8 protein-coding genes and 1 pseudogene are annotated in these 18,897 nt (G+C 70.1%); 5 read left to right on the forward strand and 4 right to left on the reverse strand.

What is annotated here, in order from left to right; translation table 11 throughout:
* Positions 1-109: 109 nt before the first annotated feature.
* Positions 110-601, forward strand: a complete 492-nt coding sequence (locus tag AB0G32_RS02210; RefSeq protein WP_361156864.1) for a hypothetical protein — start codon at positions 110-112, stop codon at positions 599-601.
* A 235-nt stretch (positions 602-836) separates the two neighbouring features.
* A complete protein-coding gene (gene mfd / locus AB0G32_RS02215; protein WP_361156867.1) occupies positions 837-4,388 on the forward strand; it encodes a transcription-repair coupling factor in 3,552 nt (1,183 codons plus the stop codon).
* Between the two features lie 54 nt (positions 4,389-4,442).
* On the opposite strand, the gene AB0G32_RS02220 is transcribed toward mfd, so the two are convergent.
* Positions 4,443-4,631, reverse strand: a complete 189-nt coding sequence (locus tag AB0G32_RS02220; protein WP_361156870.1) for an antitoxin — start codon at positions 4,629-4,631, stop codon at positions 4,443-4,445.
* A 133-nt stretch (positions 4,632-4,764) separates the two neighbouring features.
* Here AB0G32_RS02220 and AB0G32_RS02225 point away from each other — a divergent pair, with 133 nt between their 5' ends.
* A complete protein-coding gene (locus tag AB0G32_RS02225) occupies positions 4,765-5,547 on the forward strand; it encodes an HNH endonuclease family protein (protein ID WP_361156872.1) in 783 nt (260 codons plus the stop codon).
* 43 nt (positions 5,548-5,590) lie between these two features.
* Here AB0G32_RS02225 and AB0G32_RS02230 read toward each other — a convergent pair whose 3' ends face one another.
* Positions 5,591-7,567, reverse strand: coding sequence for a tachylectin-related carbohydrate-binding protein (locus AB0G32_RS02230; protein ID WP_361156875.1), 1,977 nt, complete (start codon positions 7,565-7,567; stop codon positions 5,591-5,593).
* Between the two features lie 433 nt (positions 7,568-8,000).
* Between AB0G32_RS02230 and AB0G32_RS02235 the strand changes: the two genes are divergently transcribed.
* Positions 8,001-17,705, forward strand: a complete 9,705-nt coding sequence (locus AB0G32_RS02235) for a LamG-like jellyroll fold domain-containing protein (RefSeq protein WP_361156877.1) — start codon at positions 8,001-8,003, stop codon at positions 17,703-17,705.
* 16 nt (positions 17,706-17,721) lie between these two features.
* Positions 17,722-18,018 (forward strand): hypothetical protein, encoded by a 297-nt coding sequence (locus AB0G32_RS02240; protein WP_361156880.1) that lies wholly within the window; start codon positions 17,722-17,724, stop codon positions 18,016-18,018.
* A 36-nt stretch (positions 18,019-18,054) separates the two neighbouring features.
* On the opposite strand, the gene AB0G32_RS02245 is transcribed toward AB0G32_RS02240, so the two are convergent.
* Together AB0G32_RS02245 and AB0G32_RS02250 are read right to left on the reverse strand one after the other, a co-directional pair.
* Positions 18,055-18,231 (reverse strand): DUF397 domain-containing protein, encoded by a 177-nt coding sequence (locus AB0G32_RS02245; RefSeq protein ID WP_361156881.1) that lies wholly within the window; start codon positions 18,229-18,231, stop codon positions 18,055-18,057.
* A gap of 8 nt (positions 18,232-18,239) precedes the next feature.
* Positions 18,240-18,812, reverse strand: a pseudogene (locus AB0G32_RS02250) (DUF5753 domain-containing protein); the annotation flags it as partial.
* Positions 18,813-18,897 lie beyond the last annotated feature (85 nt).

Raw genomic sequence — 18,897 nt, forward strand, 5'->3', positions numbered from 1 at the left:
GAGCTACGGCGGTGGGTGACGACGTCGAGGAGATCGGACATCCGGTACTTCATGGTCGCCGACCAGCGGTCCCTTGAGGTCGCCGAGCACGGGCTGTGGGCGCCGCCCCATGACGACCCTCGCGGTGACCGGGCACATGGACTTGACGGAGGGCAGCGTGTCTCTGGTCCGTGTCGCCCTGGACGACTTGCTCAAGCCGTACGTCGACGACGGCGACCTCGTCGGTGTCTCCTGCATCGCCAAGGGCGCTGACTCCCTCTTCGCCGAGACGGTCCTCGCCGCCGGTGGACGGCTCACCGTTGTCATCCCCTCCCGGGACTACCGCCAGAACAAGGTCAAGCCGGCCCATGCCGCACTCTTCGACCGGCTTGTCGAGGCCGCCGAGGAAGTCATCGTCCTCCCGAACGAGACGGCCGACCGGCAGGCGTACGAGGCCGCCAACGCCGTACTCGTCGAACGTGCCGACCGGCTGGTCGCCGTATGGAACGGCGAACCGCCCACCGGCAAGGGCGGCGGGACAGCCGACACCGTCCTGGCAGCGCGGGCTGCGGGTGTTCCCGTGGACGTGGTGTGGCCGGACGGCGCCACCCGCCGGGGCTGAACGCGCCCGTCGACGGGATTCCCCGGCCTTCATCTGTAGTGGCCGGACAGTGGCCATCGGCCTTTCGGTGTTCTGGGCCATCCGACGCAGCGGATCGTTCCAACGGGTGAAGCCCGGCGGGGCGACGTACCCTGGACACCCCCGCCCCGCGCCGCGTGTCGGGCCCTTCGTGTTGTCCACCCAAGGTCCACCCGGGTCCATCCCGGGATTCACAGTTCGGACGGAAAGCCTCTCCATGAGCCTGCACGGTCTGCTCGACGCCGTCGTCAAGGACACCGCCCTCGCGGAAGCGATCGCGGCGGCCGGTGACGGCAACCGCACGCATGTCGACCTGGTCGGACCGCCCGCGGCCCGGCCCTTCTCGGTGGCCGCGCTGGCCCGTGAGTCGGGCCGCACCGTGCTCGCCGTCACGGCGACCGGGCGGGAGGCGGAGGACCTGGCCGCGGCGCTGCGCTCGCTGCTGCCGTCCGAGGGCGTGGTCGAGTACCCGTCCTGGGAGACGCTGCCGCACGAGCGGCTCAGCCCGCGCAGCGACACCGTGGGGCGGCGGCTCGCGGTGCTGCGCCGCCTCGTCCACCCGCGGGCCGACGACCCGGAGACGGGACCCGTCTCCGTCGTCGTGGCGCCGGTGCGGTCCGTGCTCCAGCCGCAGGTCAAGGGGCTGGGGGAGCTGGAGCCGGTGGCGCTGCGCAGCGGGCAGACGGCCGATCTGGAGGAGGTCGTCACCGCCCTCGCCGCCGCCGCGTACGCGCGGGTGGAGCTGGTGGAGAAGCGGGGGGAGTTCGCCGTACGGGGCGGGATCCTGGACGTGTTCCCGCCCACCGAGGAACACCCGCTGCGGGTCGAGTTCTGGGGCGACGACGTCGAGGAGATCCGGTACTTCAAGGTCGCCGACCAGCGGTCCCTGGAGGTCGCCGAGCACGGGCTGTGGGCGCCGCCCTGCCGGGAGCTGCTGCTCACCGAGGAGGTCCGGGAGCGGGCCGCCGCGCTCGCCGAGCGGCATCCGGAGCTCGGGGAACTGCTCGGGAAGATCGCCGAGGGGATCGCCGTGGAGGGCATGGAGTCCCTCGCGCCGGTACTCGTCGACGAGATGGAGCTGCTGCTCGACGTGCTGCCGGACAGCGCGATGGCCGTCGTCTGCGATCCGGAGCGGGTGCGGACCCGGGCCGCCGATCTCGTCGCCACCAGCCAGGAGTTCCTCCAGGCGTCCTGGGCGGCCACCGCCGGTGGCGGCGAGGCGCCGATCGATGTCGACGCCGCCTCCCTGTGGTCCCTCGCGGACGTCCGGGACCGGGCCCGTGAGCTGGGCATGATGTGGTGGTCGGTGTCGCCGTTCGCGGCCGACGACGCCACCGAGGACGCCGACACCCTCAAGCTCGGCATGCACGCGCCCGAGACCTACCGCGGCGACACCGCCAAGGCGCTGGCCGACACCAAGGGCTGGCTGGCCGACGGCTGGCGGGTCGCGTACGTGACGGAGGGGCACGGCACCGCCGCCCGCACGGTGGAAGTGCTGGGCGGGGAGGGCATCGCGGCCCGGCTCGACATCCCCGACGCCAGGTCGGCCGGGCTCGGCGAGCTGAGCCCGTCCGTCGTGCACGTGGCCTGCGGGTCGATCGACCACGGGTTCGTCGAGCCGGGGCTCAGGCTCGCCGTGCTCACCGAGACCGACCTGTCCGGGCAGAAGGCCGCCGGGCGCGAGGGCGCGCGGATGCCGGCCCGGCGCCGCAAGACCATTGACCCGCTCACCCTGGAGGCGGGCGACTACATCGTCCATGAGCAGCACGGCGTGGGCCGGTACATCGAGATGGTGCAGCGCACCGTGCAGGGCGCCACCCGGGAGTACCTGGTGGTGGAGTACGCGCCGGCCAAGCGCGGACAGCCCGGCGACCGCCTCTACATCCCCACCGACCAGCTGGAGCAGATCACCAAGTACGTCGGTGGCGAGGCCCCCACGCTGCACCGGCTCGGCGGCGCCGACTGGACCAAGACCAAGGCGCGGGCGAAGAAGGCGGTCAAGGAGATCGCCGCCGATCTCATCAAGCTGTACAGCGCGCGGATGGCGGCGCCCGGGCACGCCTTCGGGGCCGACACGCCCTGGCAGCGGGAGCTGGAGGACGCCTTCCCCTACGCGGAGACGCCGGACCAGCTCACCACCATCGCCGAGGTCAAGGACGACATGGAGAAGACGGTCCCGATGGACCGGCTGATCTGCGGTGACGTGGGGTACGGGAAGACCGAGATCGCGGTGCGGGCCGCGTTCAAGGCCGTGCAGGACGGCAAGCAGGTGGCCGTCCTGGTGCCCACCACCCTGCTGGTGCAGCAGCACTTCGGGACGTTCGGCGAGCGGTACGCGCAGTTCCCCGTCAACGTCAGAGCGCTCTCCCGGTTCCAGACCGACACCGAGGCGAAGGCGACCCTGGAGGGGCTGCGGGAGGGGTCGGTCGACGTCGTCATCGGTACCCATCGGCTGTTCTCCTCCGAGACCAAGTTCAAGGACCTCGGCCTGGTCATCGTCGACGAGGAGCAGCGGTTCGGCGTCGAGCACAAGGAGCAGCTGAAGAAGCTGCGGGCCAACGTGGACGTACTGACCATGTCCGCCACGCCCATTCCCCGCACCCTGGAGATGGCGGTCACCGGCATCCGCGAGATGTCCACCATCACCACCCCGCCCGAGGAACGGCACCCGGTGCTGACCTTCGTCGGCCCCTACGAGCAGAAGCAGATCGGCGCCGCCATCCGCCGCGAGCTGCTGCGCGAGGGCCAGGTCTTCTACATCCACAACCGGGTCGAGTCCATCGACCGGGCGGCGGCCCGGCTGCGCGAGATCGTGCCCGAGGCGCGGATCGCCACCGCCCACGGCCAGATGTCCGAGCAGGCCCTGGAACAGGTCGTGGTCGACTTCTGGGAGAAGCGGTTCGACGTGCTCGTCTCGACGACGATCGTCGAGTCCGGCATCGACATCTCCAACGCCAACACCCTCATCGTGGAGCGCGGCGACAACTTCGGGCTCAGCCAGCTGCACCAGCTGCGCGGCCGGGTCGGGCGCGGGCGCGAGCGCGGGTACGCGTACTTCCTCTACCCGCCGGAGAAGCCGCTGACCGAGACCGCGCACGAACGGCTCGCCACCATCGCCCAGCACACCGAGATGGGCGCGGGCATGTATGTGGCCATGAAGGACCTGGAGATCCGCGGCGCGGGCAACCTGCTCGGCGGCGAGCAGTCCGGGCACATCGCGGGCGTCGGCTTCGACCTGTACGTGCGGATGGTCGGCGAGGCGGTGGCCGACTACCGGGCCGCGCTGGAGGGCGGCGCGGAGGAGGAACCGCCGCTGGAGGTCAAGATCGAGCTGCCGGTCGACGCGCACGTCCCGCACGACTACGCCCCCGGCGAGCGGCTGCGGCTGGCGGCGTACCGCTCGATCGCCTCCGCGAACAGCGAGGAGGACATCAAGGCGGTCCGCGAGGAACTCGTCGACCGGTACGGCAAACTTCCCGAGCCGGTGGAGAACCTGCTGCTGGTGGCGGGGCTGCGGATGCTCGCGCGGGCGTGCGCCGTCGGCGAGATCGTGCTTCAGGGCAACAACATCCGGTTCGCGCCGGTCGAGCTGCGGGAGTCGCAGGAGCTCAGGCTGAAGCGGCTCTACCCCGGCACGGTCATCAAGACGACCGCCCACCAGGTGCTGGTGCCGCGTCCGAAGACCGCCAAGGTCGGTGGAAAGCCGCTGGTCGGGCGGGAGTTGCTGGCGTGGGTCGGGGAGTTCCTGACCTCGGTGCTGGGGTCGTAGACAGCGGCGGAGGCGGTCCGCGGCACCGCGGACCGCCTCACGCCACTGGGCGCGTCAGCGCTGGTCGTTGCCCCGCTTACCCATGCCGAACCTGTCCTCGGCCTGCTGCTGCGCGGCGTCGACCTGCTTCTCGTACTTGCCGCCGGTCCGCTGGTTGACCTGCTTCTCGGCGGTGTCCGACATCTTCCGGGACTTGTCGGGGTTCTTGCCGGCCATGCTCTTGACCTTGTCGAGGAAGCCCATGCAGCTGCTCCTTCCGAGACGTAACTCTTTTCGACGTTACGCCCCAAATGGGCCGTATGCCTCTTAAGGCACCATTTGGTCTGGACCTCTCTCTCGCTACCGTGGTACGGACGAACAGCAAGGGGAGGCGCGCATGGCGCGGTACGGCAGGATGCGAACCGGATGGGCCGCGGGCGCGGCACTGGCTCTGGCCCTGGTCAGCGGGTGCGAAGAGCTGGAGGACAGCGGTCGGACGGCGGCCGGCAGCGGCGGCAGCGGCGCCGAAGCGGAACCCGCCGCCGGGCCCGCCGTGAGCCCGCTGAAGAACCCGGACGGGACCAAGCCCGGCCTGGCCGTCGTCACCGCCGACGCCGACCGGTCCGCGGCCCGCGAGCTCATCGGGAAACTGGACACCAAGGGCCGCGGCCCGAAGACCGGCTACGACCGGGACGAGTTCGGGTACGCCTGGATGGACACGGCCGACGGCGTGCCGCTCGCGAGGAACGGCTGCGACACCCGCAACGACGTGCTCCAGCGCGACGGCCAGGACGTGAAGTTCAAGTCCGGCTCGGACTGCGTGGTGATCTCCATGACGCTGGCCGACCCGTACACCGCCAAGACCATCGAGTGGCGCAAGCAGGACGCCGCCGAGGTGCAGATCGACCACGTTGTGCCGCTCTCCTACAGCTGGCAGATGGGGTCCTCGCGCTGGGACGAGAAGAAGCGGCAGCGGCTTGCCAACGATCCCCTCAACCTCGTACCGGCCGACGGCTCCGCCAACTCCTCCAAGGGCGACTCCGGACCGGCGACCTGGCTGCCGCCGAACAAGAAGATCCGGTGCGCCTACGCGGTCCGCTTCGCGCAGGTCGCCGAGAAGTACGAGCTCGCGGTGACCAAGCCGGACCGGGCGGCGCTGCTCAAGCAGTGCGGCGGGTGAACCCGGGGCGGACCGGCCGCCCCGGGTGTGCCGCCCGGCGTGGTTACTCGGTGGGTGGTGCGGGGAGTTCGTGCGGGGTGAAGGTGGGGGCGGGTTTGGCCGTGGTGGTGGAGCGGGCGGCGAGGGTGCTGGCGCCGGCTTCGTAGACGCGGGTCTGGTTGCTGCTGGTGCGGAAGGTGTAGGCCCAGGTGGGGCCGTTGGTGTTGGTGTAGAGGAAGGCGGTGGGGTCGGTTGCGGCGGTGTCCCAGTCGAGTTGCTGCCAGGTGCGCCAGGTGCCGGAGCCCTGGGTTTGTTCGCCGGTGTTGTAGGTGTAGCCGTCGTCGGCGCGGGCGACGATTTCGGTGATGCCGGTCAGGGGGCTGATGACGGCGGAGGGTGAGCCGGCGAAGGTGTTGTCGCCGACCTGGGTCCACGCGGCGGGGAAGGTGGTGCCTTCGGTGGTCTGGGTGAGGCTGATGATGTGGCCGGTGGTGTCGCGGGCGAAGACGCCGAGGCGGTAGCCGGGGTAGACGATCACGGACGGGGTGCCGGTGATGGTCCGGTCGCCGAGGGTGGTCCAGGTGCCGACACTGCCGTTGGTGAAGGTGGCGGTGCGCAGGGTGCCGTTCGTGTCGGTGCCGAAGAGCTGGATGCCGTTGCGGACGGTGACGGCGGTGAGCGGTCCGGTGAAGCCCTCGCCGGTCAGCGGCAGCCAGCCCATGAAGTCGACGTTGGCCCGCTGCTGGATCCGGTACCAGGGCTTGCCGTCGGCGTCCACCGCGAACTGGGCGAGGACCCCGTCGGCCGTCTTGGCGGTGACCGGGTGCTCGGCCATCGCGCCGGCCAGGTTGACCCAGTCGCCCCAGTCCGGGCTGCTCGCGGCGTGCCGCCGCCACCAGATCTCGCTGTTGACGTTCTGCGCGGTCAGCGCGGTCCGGCCGTCCGGCTGCTCGGCGAGCTGCGGCTGACCGGAGAAGGCGTCGTTGCCGGAGATGGTGGTCCACTGCACGGAGTTGAAGTCCGACGGGTCGGTCTGCCGGCCGTGCACCAGGCGCCCGATGTTGTCGGTGTAGGCGTACTCGATCTCACCACTGGCCGGTTGCAGCACGCTGTTCGGCGTGAAGGACTCGGCGCTGACCGCCGGGCTGGCCGGGGTGTGGTTCGCGGCCAGCCGGCAGGAGTCCGGGGCGGCGGTCACGCTGGTGTAGCCCGACCACCAGGTGCCGCTGCCGAGCAGCACGTTGTAGGGGTCGAAGTTGTTCGCGTCCTCCCGGAAGCGGTACTGGCGCACCTCTCCGTTGGGCTTGACCCGCAGGATGGTGTCGCCGCCGAAGGACGTCAGGTCCTCGGTGTCGCGCCAGTCCGCCCAGCTGACCGTGCGGTGCTGCTCGATCCACCGCTGGCTGGTGAAGTCGTAGCGCGAGCGGGTCAGGTTGCCGGTCGTCGAGTCCACGCCGTAGACCACGCCCAGTTCGGTGGCGACGATGAAGCTGTAACGCCCCCAGCCCGAGGCGATCTTCTTGTTGCTGTCCGCGGTGAAGGTGTTGCTGGAGCTGGTGTAGTGCGCGTAGCGCAGGTCGCCGTCGCCGTCGACGAACCAGAGGTTGCCGCCCCGGTCCGCGGTGATCTTGTTGCGGTTGGCGTCCAGGCGGTAGCTGGCGTAGGACTCGCTGATCTTGCGGTGGTGGACGTCCCAGGTGGAGGTCGACGAGTCGCGGTGGCTGAAGTACAGGCCGTCCGACTTGATGCCGTAGAAGGTCGCTCCGTTGGCGGTCAGCACGCGCGGGTACTGGTCCCAGCCGGTGTCGATGGTGCTCGACTCGGGCAGCGTGCCGGTCGCGCCGGCCGGGTCGCTGACGTTGCGCCGCAGCAGGCTTCCCTCGGTGGTGACCGAGTAGAGGGCGCCGGTCGACGTGCAGGTGATCTCGTCCGCGGCCTGGGCGCTGCCCGCGGCGGTGGTCATGGCGACGGGCAGCGCGGCGACCGCGGTGGTGATGGCGATCACCCGGCGGCTGAACCGTCCACGGGGCAGGGGTCTCATCTGCATCCTTCCGGACTGTGACTCGGTGGGGTCCGGCCGTCCCGCGGCACCGGGCGGCGGGACGGCGGGCGAACGGGGGTGGCGTGGCTCAGGTCGTCGTTCATGTGAAGACGATGAGAAGGACGGCGGCCGGCGGCGTCAACGTGGCTGGGCACGGGCCGCAGCGGGCGCCGGATGACGGCTTCATCGATGTCCTCCCAGCTCAGTGCGGTGATCCCAGGCAGGAAGGCAGCGAGCCGACATGATCGCGCACCCCCCGGCAGGGGGACGGTAGGCGGCGTTGGGTTAACGCGGCAGTGGCGGGAGGGTGAACAGCCGGCTGGTGTACATGACAATCAGATGGACAGTCGGTGCGCCCCTGGACAAGATCTTCACTCAACTCTCAGGATCCACAAGTCGATTAATGACCCGCGTGTGGTCCTGAGGGGGAACTGTGCCTGGCTTCCGGAGCGTCGCCCGACGACTGCTGGCCCGCCGGCTGTGCCGCAGCCGCTGGGGCATGGCCCTCGGCATCGTCCTGGCGTCGCTGATCGCGGTCAGCTCACTGGAGCTGTCCGGCACCGGCATCCCGCTGTTCCCCGGGGACCCCGAGGGCCGCTCGGCACCGGACCAGCGCTGGGCGTCCGCCGACGGCAAGGACCACCTGGTCGGCGAGAACGACACCAACACCGAGGTACCGCAGAGCCTGCGGTCCAAGTACCCGCTCAAGAACGCCAAGCAGAGCCTCGCCGCGGCCGGGAAGCAGGCCCGCAACAAGGCCGCGGCCGTCACCGCGCCGGCCCCCGGGGTGACCGGCTTCGACGCCGCCCGCAGCAAGGAACTGCCCGCCGAACGCGACGGGTTCAGCCGCACCTACGCCAACGAGGACGGCACCCGCACCACCGAGGTCTCCCCGACCCCTGTCAACTACCGGGACGCAGCCGGTGCCTGGCAGCCCATCGACCCGGCGCTGCGCGCGGACGGCGACGGCTGGCGCAACACCGCCGACGCGGTCGGCGTCCGCGTCGACCAGCGGGCCGACGCCGCCCGCCTGGCCACCGTCGAACTGTCCGGCGGTCAGAGCCTGTCGTACGGACTGAGCGGCGCGGCCGCGGTCCAGGGCCGCGCCGCGGGCAGCACCGTCACCTATGAGGGCGTCCTCGCGGACACCGATCTGCGTCTCGACTCCCAGGCCGGCGGCGTCAAGGAAACCCTCGTCCTGAACTCGGCCGACGCCCCGACCACCTTCGACTTCCCGCTCGCCCTGGACGGGCTGACGGCCCGGATCGTGGCCGGCGCCGTCGAGCTGACCGACGCCGAGGGCCGCGTCGCCGGCGTCATCCCGGCCGGCTTCATGGAGGACTCCGGACACAGCGGCGAGCAGGGCGCCCCCGCCCGCTCCGAGGACGTGACCTACGACCTCGTCGAGCGGGCCGGCGGCGGCCAGACGCTGCGGATCGGCGTCGACGCCAACTGGCTGCGCGACCCGGAGCGGGTCTTCCCGGTCATGGTCGACCCCTCCGTGGACACCTCGTCCGCCGAGACCAGCGTCTACGTCAAGGACGGCGGCGCCTCCGTCGTCGGCACCAGCGAACTCCAGGCCGGCAAGGGCGCCGACGGTGCGACCGCCACCTACCTCGGCTTCCCCTCGCTGGACGAGGAGCTGAAGTACCACAAGATCTTCGGTGCCCAGCTCCAGCTGACCAACTACGACGCCCCCTCCTGCAAGGCCCGCCCGGTCACCGTCCACCCGGTCACCGAGTCCTGGTCCGCGGGCACCGGCCTCAGCTACCCCGGCCCCGCGGTCGGCGGCAGCCTCGCCGCCAAGTCCTTCGCCTACGGCTACATAGCCACCGGCAAGTCGAAGTCCGCCTGCCCCGCCGCCTCCGAGCTGTTCGACCTCGGCAAGTCCGGCCGCGACCTGGTGCAGCGCTGGGTCGACGGCACCCAGGCCAACTACGGCCTGTCGGTGCGCGCGTCGGCCACCGACTCGCTGGGCTGGAAGAAGTTCGCCGGCACCGGCACCGCCAACCCGCCCAAGCTGTACGTCACCCACTCGCCCTACAACGCGAGCTACTCCTTCACCCAGCCGGTCCCCGACCCGCCGGTCCTGCAGAACCAGGCCGGCCAGGTCAAGGTCGCCGTCACCAACAAGGGCGCGCAGACCTGGACGCCCGGCGGGTACTACCTGGCCTACCGGGCCTACGACAAGGACGGCAAGCTGGTCACCCAGCAGCGCGCCGCCAACCTGACCACCAACGTCGCCCACGGCGCCAAGACCACCTTCACCGCCACCATCAAGGCGCTGCCGCCGGGCGCGTACATGCTGGACTTCTCCATGGTGAAGTCCGGCGGCCCGGTCTTCACCGACGAACAGGTCGCGCCCGGCCGGCTCTCCCTCCAGGTCTTCGACATCGCGCCCGTGGTGCAGGAGCAGTACCCGCCCAACGGCTACCAGGCGCAGACCCTCAGCCCGCAGCTGTGGGCCAGCGCCGTCGACATCGACGCGCCCGCCGGGCAGACCCTCCAGTACAAGTTCGAGGTCTGCGAGCAGGGCGACGACGACAAGCCGGTCAACTGCGTCACCTCCGCCTACCAGTCCAGCCCCGCCTACTCCGTCCCGGCCGGCCGGCTGTCCTGGAACAAGACGTACCTGTGGCGCGGCTTCGCCAAGGACGCGAGCAACGAGGTGCCCACCGCGCAGATCGCCATGCTCACCTCGGTGCCGCAGCCGGAGATCACCTCCCGGCTGAGCGAGGGCCAGGACCTCGAGTTCGATCCGCAGGTCGGCAACTACGCGACCTCGGCGATCGACGCCTCCCTGGCCGGCGTCGGCCCCGACATGACGCTCGTACGCACCTACAACAGCCTCGACCCGCGCCGCGACCTGGCCTTCGGCACCGGCTGGACCACCCGCTACGACATCCGGCTCACCCCCGACAACGACGGCACCGGCAACGTCGTCATCCGTTACCCCGACGGCCGGGACGTCCGCTTCGGCAAGAACCCCGACGGCAGCTACGCACCGCCGCCCGGCCGGTTCGCCAAGCTCGCCCAGGACACCACCGCCGGCACCTGGACGCTCCAGGACAAGTCGGGGACGACGTACTCCTTCAGCAGCACCGGCCTGCTCGTCAAGATCACCGACGCGACCTCCAACGTCGTCAACTACACCTACTCGGGCGGCAAGCTCGCCAAGGCCGAGAACCCGCGCAGCAAGCGCTCCCTGACCTTCACCTGGACCGGCAGCCACGTCACCCGGGTCGCCACCAACGCCGTCGACGGCGCCCCGCTGGCCTGGACGTACACCTACACCGGTGACGTCCTGGACCAGGTCTGCGACCCCGCGGCCGGCTGCACCGCCTACACCTACACCGCCGGCAGCCACTACGCGGCCGGGGTGCGCGACTCCCGTCCCGAGTCCTACTGGCGGTTCGGCGAGGAGGAGGGCACGACGGCCGGCAGCGCCATCGAGGTCAACCTCGGCAAGGACCGCGGCACCTACACCGACGTCACCCTCGGCACCGCGGGCGCCGCCACCGGCGACCCCTCCACCGCCGCCACCTTCAACGGCACCACCTCCCGCGTCACGCTGCCCGGCGGCACCCTGAAGGCGAGCCGGGACGCGGCCGTCGAGGTGTGGTTCAAGACCATCGCCAGCGGCGTCGGCGGACCACTGCTCGGCTACCAGGACAAGGCGTGGGGCACCGCCCCCGGCACCGGCGTGCCCACCCTGTACGTCGGCACCGACGGCAAGCTGCGCGGCCAGTTCTGGGACGGCACCGCCCACCCGATGACCGCCACCAGCGTCAACGTCAACGACGGCAAGTGGCACCACGCCGCGCTCTCCGTCTCCGGCTCCACCCAGACCCTCTACCTGGACGGCAAGCAGGCCGCCACCCTGGCCGGCGGCCAGCTCGCGGCACAGAACCTCACCTACAACCAGATCGGCGCGGCCCGCACCAGCTCCCCGGCGAGCTGGCCCGGCTGGGGCACCGCCCAGGCCCGCTCCTTCGCGGGCTCCATCGACGAGGCCGCCGTCTACCACCACCCGCTGGGCTCCCAGGCGGTCGCCACCCACTACGCCCTGGGCACCAAGGCCGCCGACTCCCTCGTGAAGACGGTGCTGCCCAGCGGCCGCACCGCCGCCGAGGTCGCCTACGACACCGCCCGCGACCGGGTCAGCGAGTACACCGACGCGAACGGCGGCACCTGGGAGCTGGGCGCCCCCGCCGTCTTCGGCGACGCGGACGACCTGCGCCGCACCGTCGAGGTGCACGACCCGGTCGACCAGCCGTACTTCTACGAGTACGACGGCATGACCTCGCAACTGCTGCGCTACGGCGAACCGCTGGGCCTGGGCACCCGCCAGTACGACGAGACCCCCTCGCCGTCCCCGTCCACCTCCGCGCCCACCGAGGTCTGCACGGACCCGGACCCCGGCGACCCGATGTTCTGCACCACCCCGCCGGGCAACGACGACGGCAGCCCCGACTTCATCCGGCACCCCGTCGACGGCGTCGCCATCCGCAGCTACACCTACGACGACCGCGGCTACCAGACCGTCACCACCAGCGAGACCGGCGACACCGTCACCCTCGGCTACGACGACCGGGGCAACGTCAACAGCCAGACCACCTGCCGGGCCAAGGGCGACTGCCACACCTCGTACACCACCTACCCGGCCGGCCTGGACGAGCTGGACCTGCGGATCGACCTGCCCACCGAGACCCGCGACGCCCGCTCCACCAGCGCCACCGACAACCGCTACCTGACGACGTACAAGTACGACACCAACGGCAATCTGCTCACCCAGAAGAACCCGGACAGCGGCTCGGTCCTCAACACCTACACCACCGGTGTGGAACCGGCCCGGGACGGCGGCAACACCCCCACCGGCCTGCTGAAGACCAGCACCGACCCGCGCGGCGCCATTACCCGCTACGCCTACTTCAACAGCGGCGACATCGCCGAGGTCACCGAGCCGTCCGGCCTGATCACCCGCTACACCTACGACGCCATCGGCCGCCGGCTCAGCGAGACCGAGATCTCCGACAGCCAGCCCGCCGGCGTCACCACCACCTACCAGTACGACAAGCTGTCCCGGCTGGTGTCCTCCACGGACCCGGGGGTCGGCGACGCCGTCACCGGCGCCCAGCACCAGCAGCGCACCACGACCACGTACGACCCGGACGGCGTGGTGACGGCCACCGAGATCGACGACATCGTCGGCGCCGACCTGCCGCGCGCGATGACGTACGAACTCGACGACCACGGCCGCCCGGTCCGCGTCACCGACGCCGAGGGCAACGAGACCTCCTACGGCTACGACCCGTTCGGCAACCAGACCTTCATGGTCGACGGCAACGGCAACCGCTTCGAGTACGCCTACACCGCCCGCAACATGATCGCCGAGGTGCGCCTGGTCGACTGGGACGGCGACCCCGACGGCGCCGACGGCTCCGGCGAGGACCTGGTCATGCAGTCCTACGCCTACGACATGGCCGGCCGCCTCGCCCAGCACACCGACGCCATGGGCCGCACCCTGGAGTACCAGTACTACGGCGACGACCTGGTCAAGTCGATCACCCTGAAGGGCTTCCACAACGCCGACGGCACCACCCGCGACATCGTGGTGGAGGCCAACGAGTACGACGGCGCCGGCAACGTCACCAAGGAGACCACCGACAACGGGCAGACCGTCACCAAGACGGCCTACGACCCCGTCGGCCGGGTCGCCTCCACCGTGACCGACCCGGACGGCCTGGCCCGCTCCACCAGCTACACCTACGACCAGGCCGGCAACGTCCTCACGACGAAGAACAGCGGCAACCCGTCCCACGTGCCGTGGCCGGTGAGCGCCACCCCCGAGCAGGTCGACTACAAGTACGACACCGCGGGCAACGCCACCCGGGAGATCGTCACCAACGGCACCGAGACGCTGACCACGGTGTACGCCTACGACCAGCGCGGGCTGACGAAGTCCGTGACCGACCCGGCCGGGAACGTCACCGACTACGCCTACGACGCGCTGGGCCGGCAGATCTCCACGCTGGCGCCCGCCGCCGACGCCGAGCAGAACGGCGGCACCGCGCAGAGCACCCGCGCACTGTCCATCGTCGGCTACGACACCTACGGCGCCGCCACCTCCACCCAGGACCCGCTGGGCAACGTCAGCCACGCCGAGTACGACCGGCTGGGACGGCAGACCAGCGCCTCGTCGGCCGCGTACACCGCGCCCGGCACCAGCACGCCTCTCACCCCCACCACCCAGTACCGCTACGACGCGCTCGGCAACGTCACCGAGGCCACCGACCCGCTCGACCAGGTCACCCGCTACAGCTACGACCGGCTGAACCGGGTCACCACCCGCGACGAGCCCACCGGCACCGGCGACGACCGCGCCCAGTGGAAGTACACCTACACCCGCACCGGCGAGGTCCTCTCCGTCACCGGCCCGACCGGCGCCCGCGCCGAGACCACCTACGACGACCTGGACCGCCCGGTCACCCAGACGCAGATCGAACGCAAGCCGACCGAGGACGCGTTCACCACCGCCTACTCCTACGACGACGCGGGCAACGTCACCGCGCAGACCGACCCCAGCGGCGCGAAGACCACGTTCACCTACGACAGCCTCGGCCAGGTCACCCGCCTGACCGAACCCAGCGGCTCGTTCACCGACTTCGGCTACGACCTGGCCGGCCGCGAGGTCCGCCGCTCCGACGGCCTCGGCCGCACCTCGTCGCTCCTCTACGACCAGGCGGGCCGCCTCGTCTCCGAGTCCGACCTGGCCCCGAACAGCAACGCCCTGCGCACCATCGACTACGACTACGACGACGCCGGCAACCTGGTGGGGTCGACCGACCCGCTCGGCCACACCACCAGCTACGCCTACGACGCGCTGGGCCGCCTGACCAAGCAGACCGAGCCGGTCACCGACACCGACTCCATCACCACGTCGTTCGGCTACGACGCGGCGGGCAACCGCACCCGCTACACCGACGGCCGCTCCAACTCCACCATCTACACCTTCAACACCCTCGGCCTCGCCGAGTCGGTCATCGAGCCGGCCACCGACGCCGACCCGGACGCCGCCGACCGCACCTGGACCACCGCCTACGACGCGGCCGGCCAGGCGGTACGCGCCACCGCCCCCGGCGGCGTCACCCAGAACCGGGTCTACGACAACACCGGCCAACTGGTCAAGGAGACCGGCACCGGCGCCGAGACCGCCACCGCCGACCGCTCCTACGGCTACGACGCGGCCGGCCGCCTCACCTCCGCCGCCACCCCCGACGGCGACAACACCTACACCTACGACGACCGCGGCCTGCTGCTGGAGGCCAAGGGCCCGTCCGGCGAGGCGAGCTACACCTACGACGACGACGGCCTGCTCACCAGCCGCACCGACGCCGCCGGCACCTCCCAGTTCACCTACACCAAGCAGCAGCTGACCACGGCGAACGACTCCCTGACCGGAACGTCCCAGAGCTACGCCTACGACACCTCCGGCACCCTCCGCCAGGTCTCCTACGGCGCCGGCCAGAGCCGCAGCTACGGCTACGACGACCTGGGCCGCATCGACACCGACACCCTCACCAACAGCACCGGCCGGGCCGTCACCGCCATCGACTACGGCTACGACGACAACGACCACCTGACCTCGAAGAAGGTCACCGGCAGCAACGCGGCCGACAACACCTACGACTACGACCAGGCCGGCCGCCTCACCTCCTGGACCAACGGCGACGACACCACCGCCTACGCCTGGGACGACTCCGGCAACCGCACCCAGGAGGGCGACAAGACCGCCGTCTACGACGAACGCAACCGCGTCCAGTCCGACGGCGACTACACCTACACCTACTCCGAACGCGGCACCCTGTCCTCCCGCACCAGCTCCGGCCTGACCGAGGACTTCGCCTTCGACGCCTTCGACCGCCTGCTCCAAGCCGGCGACGTGTCGTACTCCTACGACTCCCTGGACCGCGTCGACTCCCGCAACGGCACCGACTTCACCTACGCGGGCCTCAGCCCCGACCCGGTCAGCGACGGCACCTCCTCCTACGGCCGCGGCCCGATGGACGAGCTGATGTCGGTCTCGGAGAACGGCACCGCGCAACTGATCCTGACCGACTCGCACGGCGACGTGGTCGGCGACTTCGACGCCACCGACGCCGACCTGACGGAGCTGACCGACTCCACCACGTACAGCCCGTTCGGCGAGGAGGTGGAGTCCGAGGACACCGGCTCCGGAGTGGCGGGCGAACTCGGCTACCAGGGCGACTACACCGACCCCGACACCGACCAGGTGAACATGGGCGCCCGCTGGTACGACTCCGGCACCGGCACCTTCGACTCCCGCGACTCGGTGGACTACGCGGGCGGCGCCTCCATCCTCGCCAACCGCTACACCTACGGCGCCGGCGCACCACTCGACTACGTCGACGCCGACGGCCACTGGCCCAGCTGCGGCTGGTGCAAGAAGGTCGCCTCCGGGGTGAAGAAGGTCGGCAGCGCCATCAAGAGCGGCGTCAAGAAGGTGGCCAGCAAGGTCAAGTCGGTCGTCAAGAAGGCATGGCGGGTCGCGGTCTCCGCGGTGAAGGCGGTCGGCCGGGCCATCAGCAGGGCGGCCAGCTGGGTCTACAACAAGGCCAGGTCGGCCGTCAGCTGGGCCGTGCAGAAGGTGTCCTCGGCGGTCAGCTGGGTGACGAGCAAGGCGACCTCGGCGGCGAAATCGGCGGCCGCGTGGGCCCGCGAGAAGGCGGCGGCGGCGAAACGCGCCGCGGTGGCCCGCGCGAAGGCCATCACCAAGAAGGCGAAGGCGGCGGTAAGTTACGCGATCCAGCACAGCCCGCTCCCGGAGATAGCGGCGGCGGTGAAACCCCTGATCTCGGTGACCAAGGACATCGTCTCCGCAGCGGCCAACCTCCCCGCCCAGATCGTCGACACCGCCCGCAACGTCATCGCGGACGCGGCCCAGGCGGCCACCGACCTGCGGGACGCGGTGGTCGCGGCGGCCGGCGAGGTCGTGGAGACCGTCTCCAGCGCGGTCCAGGCCGCCACGGAGTTCGCCCGCGCCGCCGCCCCCTACATCCGGGACGGCCTGAAGGCGGGCCTGGAGATCGCGGCCGAGGCCTCCGGCTTCAACGACTTCAAGGACTGCCTGACCAAGGGCGACATGGAGGCGTGCGCCTGGGCGGCGGCCACGGTGGCCGGCGCGCTGGCGGGCGGCGCGGGAGCGGGCGTGGTCCGCGCGGCCAAGGCGGGCCGGATGGCGGCCAAGGCGGCGAAGTACGGCGACAAGATCGCTGAAGCCGCCGACAAGCTGGACACAGCGGTGGAGTACACGTCCTGCGCCGTGGACGTCGCGGGGGTCGCGGCCTCGGCCAACAGCTTCGTCGAAGGCACCAAGGTGGTGATGGCCGACGGCAGCCGCAAACCCATCGAGGACGTGGACGTAGGCGACTCGGTCAAGGCCACCGACCCGACGACAGGCGAGTCCGTATCGTCGGAGAAGGTCACCGCCACGATCACCGGCAAGGGCGAGAAGCACCTGGTCGCCCTGACCATCGACACGGACGGCCCGGCCGGCGACGCGACAGCCGTCCTGACCGCCACGGAGGGCCACCCCTTCTGGGTCCCCGACCTGAACGAATGGCTGGACGCCGGCGACCTGAAGCCGGGCCAGTGGCTGAGCACGGGCTCGGGCACGAAGGTCGAACTGACAGCGGTACGGGCCTGGACCCAGGGCGCGACGGTCCACAACCTGACGGTCGACCGGGCGCACACGTTCTTCGTGGCGGCGGGGGCTGCGCCGGTTCTGGTGCACAACTGTGGGTCCGGCGCCGTCTCACCTAAGGTGATGAACGATCACGTCCTTCCGAGGCATGACGCCAATCACGCGGACGCCTGGAAGTGGGCGGAGAAGTCGAAATTCGAAGACTGGGTCAAGCCGGAACACATTCGGAACTGGTCCAAGCTGGCGATGAGAAAGCCGATGGACAACATGAACCTGGGTACTGGTTCCGCCCACCGGCACGTTCTCGACATCAAAAGCCGTCATCCGATCGGCTATGACGCGGACGGGAACGATCTGTACTCGGTTGCGGTATGGGTGCGGGACGGCGCGGTCGAGAGCGTTCACCCGAACTGACGAGAGGCGGTGACTGATGATCAATGCTCAGGTGCGGACGGAGAGCGGTGAGATCGTGCTGCGCGGAACGCGTGGGCTGGATTGGATGGAAACTTTCCAGCATATCGATGAGGAGAAGTTTCCCTTCCTTGGGAGTCTGCTTCCGTACGCGGACACGATGTTCAATGCACGGCAGGCGGCAAGGCTTCGGCGTGAGATTCTCGACCAGTCTGTCAGGGAAACCCTCGGGCCTGATGCGGTGGCGGAGATCGAGCAGCTCTGTCTCCGGGTGGAGAATGGGTCACATCTCTACCTCTGGTTCCTGGGAGACTAGCCTCGAAGTTTCGTGGCCTGTCACGAAACTTCGAGGCTAGGACTTGAGTGACCTGACGAAGGTAATGAACGCGGCGACCGGGAAGGTGAGGATGCGGGCGGTCGGGGCCGTCTTCGTGTCGCGTATCGCCACGTGGGTGGGGGAGTTGGCTATCTCCACGCAGGCGTTGCCGTCATCCGGGCCTGAGTAGGACGACTTGCGCCAGTTGTCCATGCCGTTCCTCACAACTCTTTCGCCAGCCGGTTGATGAAGTCGCGTGACCGTTCGGGGCTCATCGATACGGCTTCCACCTTACGGAAGCGAGTTCGGACCACGCCCAGTTGTGCCTCGCGGTCGATGAAGGCCGAGCCGTGAGGCACGTCACGTACCACTGTGTCCAGCTTGGGGACGGGCCCGCCCACGTACGTCATGGCGCTGGTGGCTCGGGTGAATCCGTCCAGGTCGAAGGGGATGACGCGCACGGTGATGCGATCAGCCTCGGAGAGCTGCAACAGTGTGGTGAGCTGCGCCCGGGAAGCGGCGCGGTCACCGACTCTGATGCGCAAGGCAGCCTCGTGAATCACCAACTCGTACGGGCTGGTGATGCGCTGGCGCCTCAAGCGGTGCTGCACACGTAGTTCGAGTTCCGCGGGCGTCAGTTCAGGCACCCGTGACGAGAAGATGGCGCGAGCGTATTCCTACGTCTGCAACAGGCCGGGTACGCACAGAACCGCGACTTCGCGCTGGAACGCGGCGTTGTGCTCCAGTTCGGCGAGGTCGAGGAAAGGTGTGGGCAGCAGGCCTCGGTACTCCTTGGCTTTGTCCACGAGAACGGACAGCAAATGTTCACCACTTCGGGAGGCACTTGGCACGTCGGGGATTCGAACGGTGCGTTACACA

It is taken from the genome of Streptomyces sp. NPDC023723, from assembly GCF_040639815.1.
Classification (GTDB): Bacteria; Actinomycetota; Actinomycetes; order Streptomycetales; family Streptomycetaceae; genus Streptomyces.

What these genes read in the sequence shown, in the direction of transcription:
- AB0G32_RS02210 (WP_361156864.1), top strand. Translation starts at nt 110, where the DNA reads ATGACGACCCTCGCGGTGACCGGGCACATGGACTTGACGGAGGGCAGC.
- mfd (WP_361156867.1), top strand. Translation starts at nt 837, where the DNA reads ATGAGCCTGCACGGTCTGCTCGACGCCGTCGTCAAGGACACCGCCCTC.
- AB0G32_RS02220 (WP_361156870.1), bottom strand. Translation starts at nt 4,631, where the DNA reads ATGGGCTTCCTCGACAAGGTCAAGAGCATGGCCGGCAAGAACCCCGAC.
- AB0G32_RS02225 (WP_361156872.1), top strand. Translation starts at nt 4,765, where the DNA reads ATGGCGCGGTACGGCAGGATGCGAACCGGATGGGCCGCGGGCGCGGCA.
- AB0G32_RS02230 (WP_361156875.1), bottom strand. Translation starts at nt 7,567, where the DNA reads ATGAGACCCCTGCCCCGTGGACGGTTCAGCCGCCGGGTGATCGCCATC.
- AB0G32_RS02240 (WP_361156880.1), top strand. Translation starts at nt 17,722, where the DNA reads ATGATCAATGCTCAGGTGCGGACGGAGAGCGGTGAGATCGTGCTGCGC.
- AB0G32_RS02245 (WP_361156881.1), bottom strand. Translation starts at nt 18,231, where the DNA reads ATGGACAACTGGCGCAAGTCGTCCTACTCAGGCCCGGATGACGGCAAC.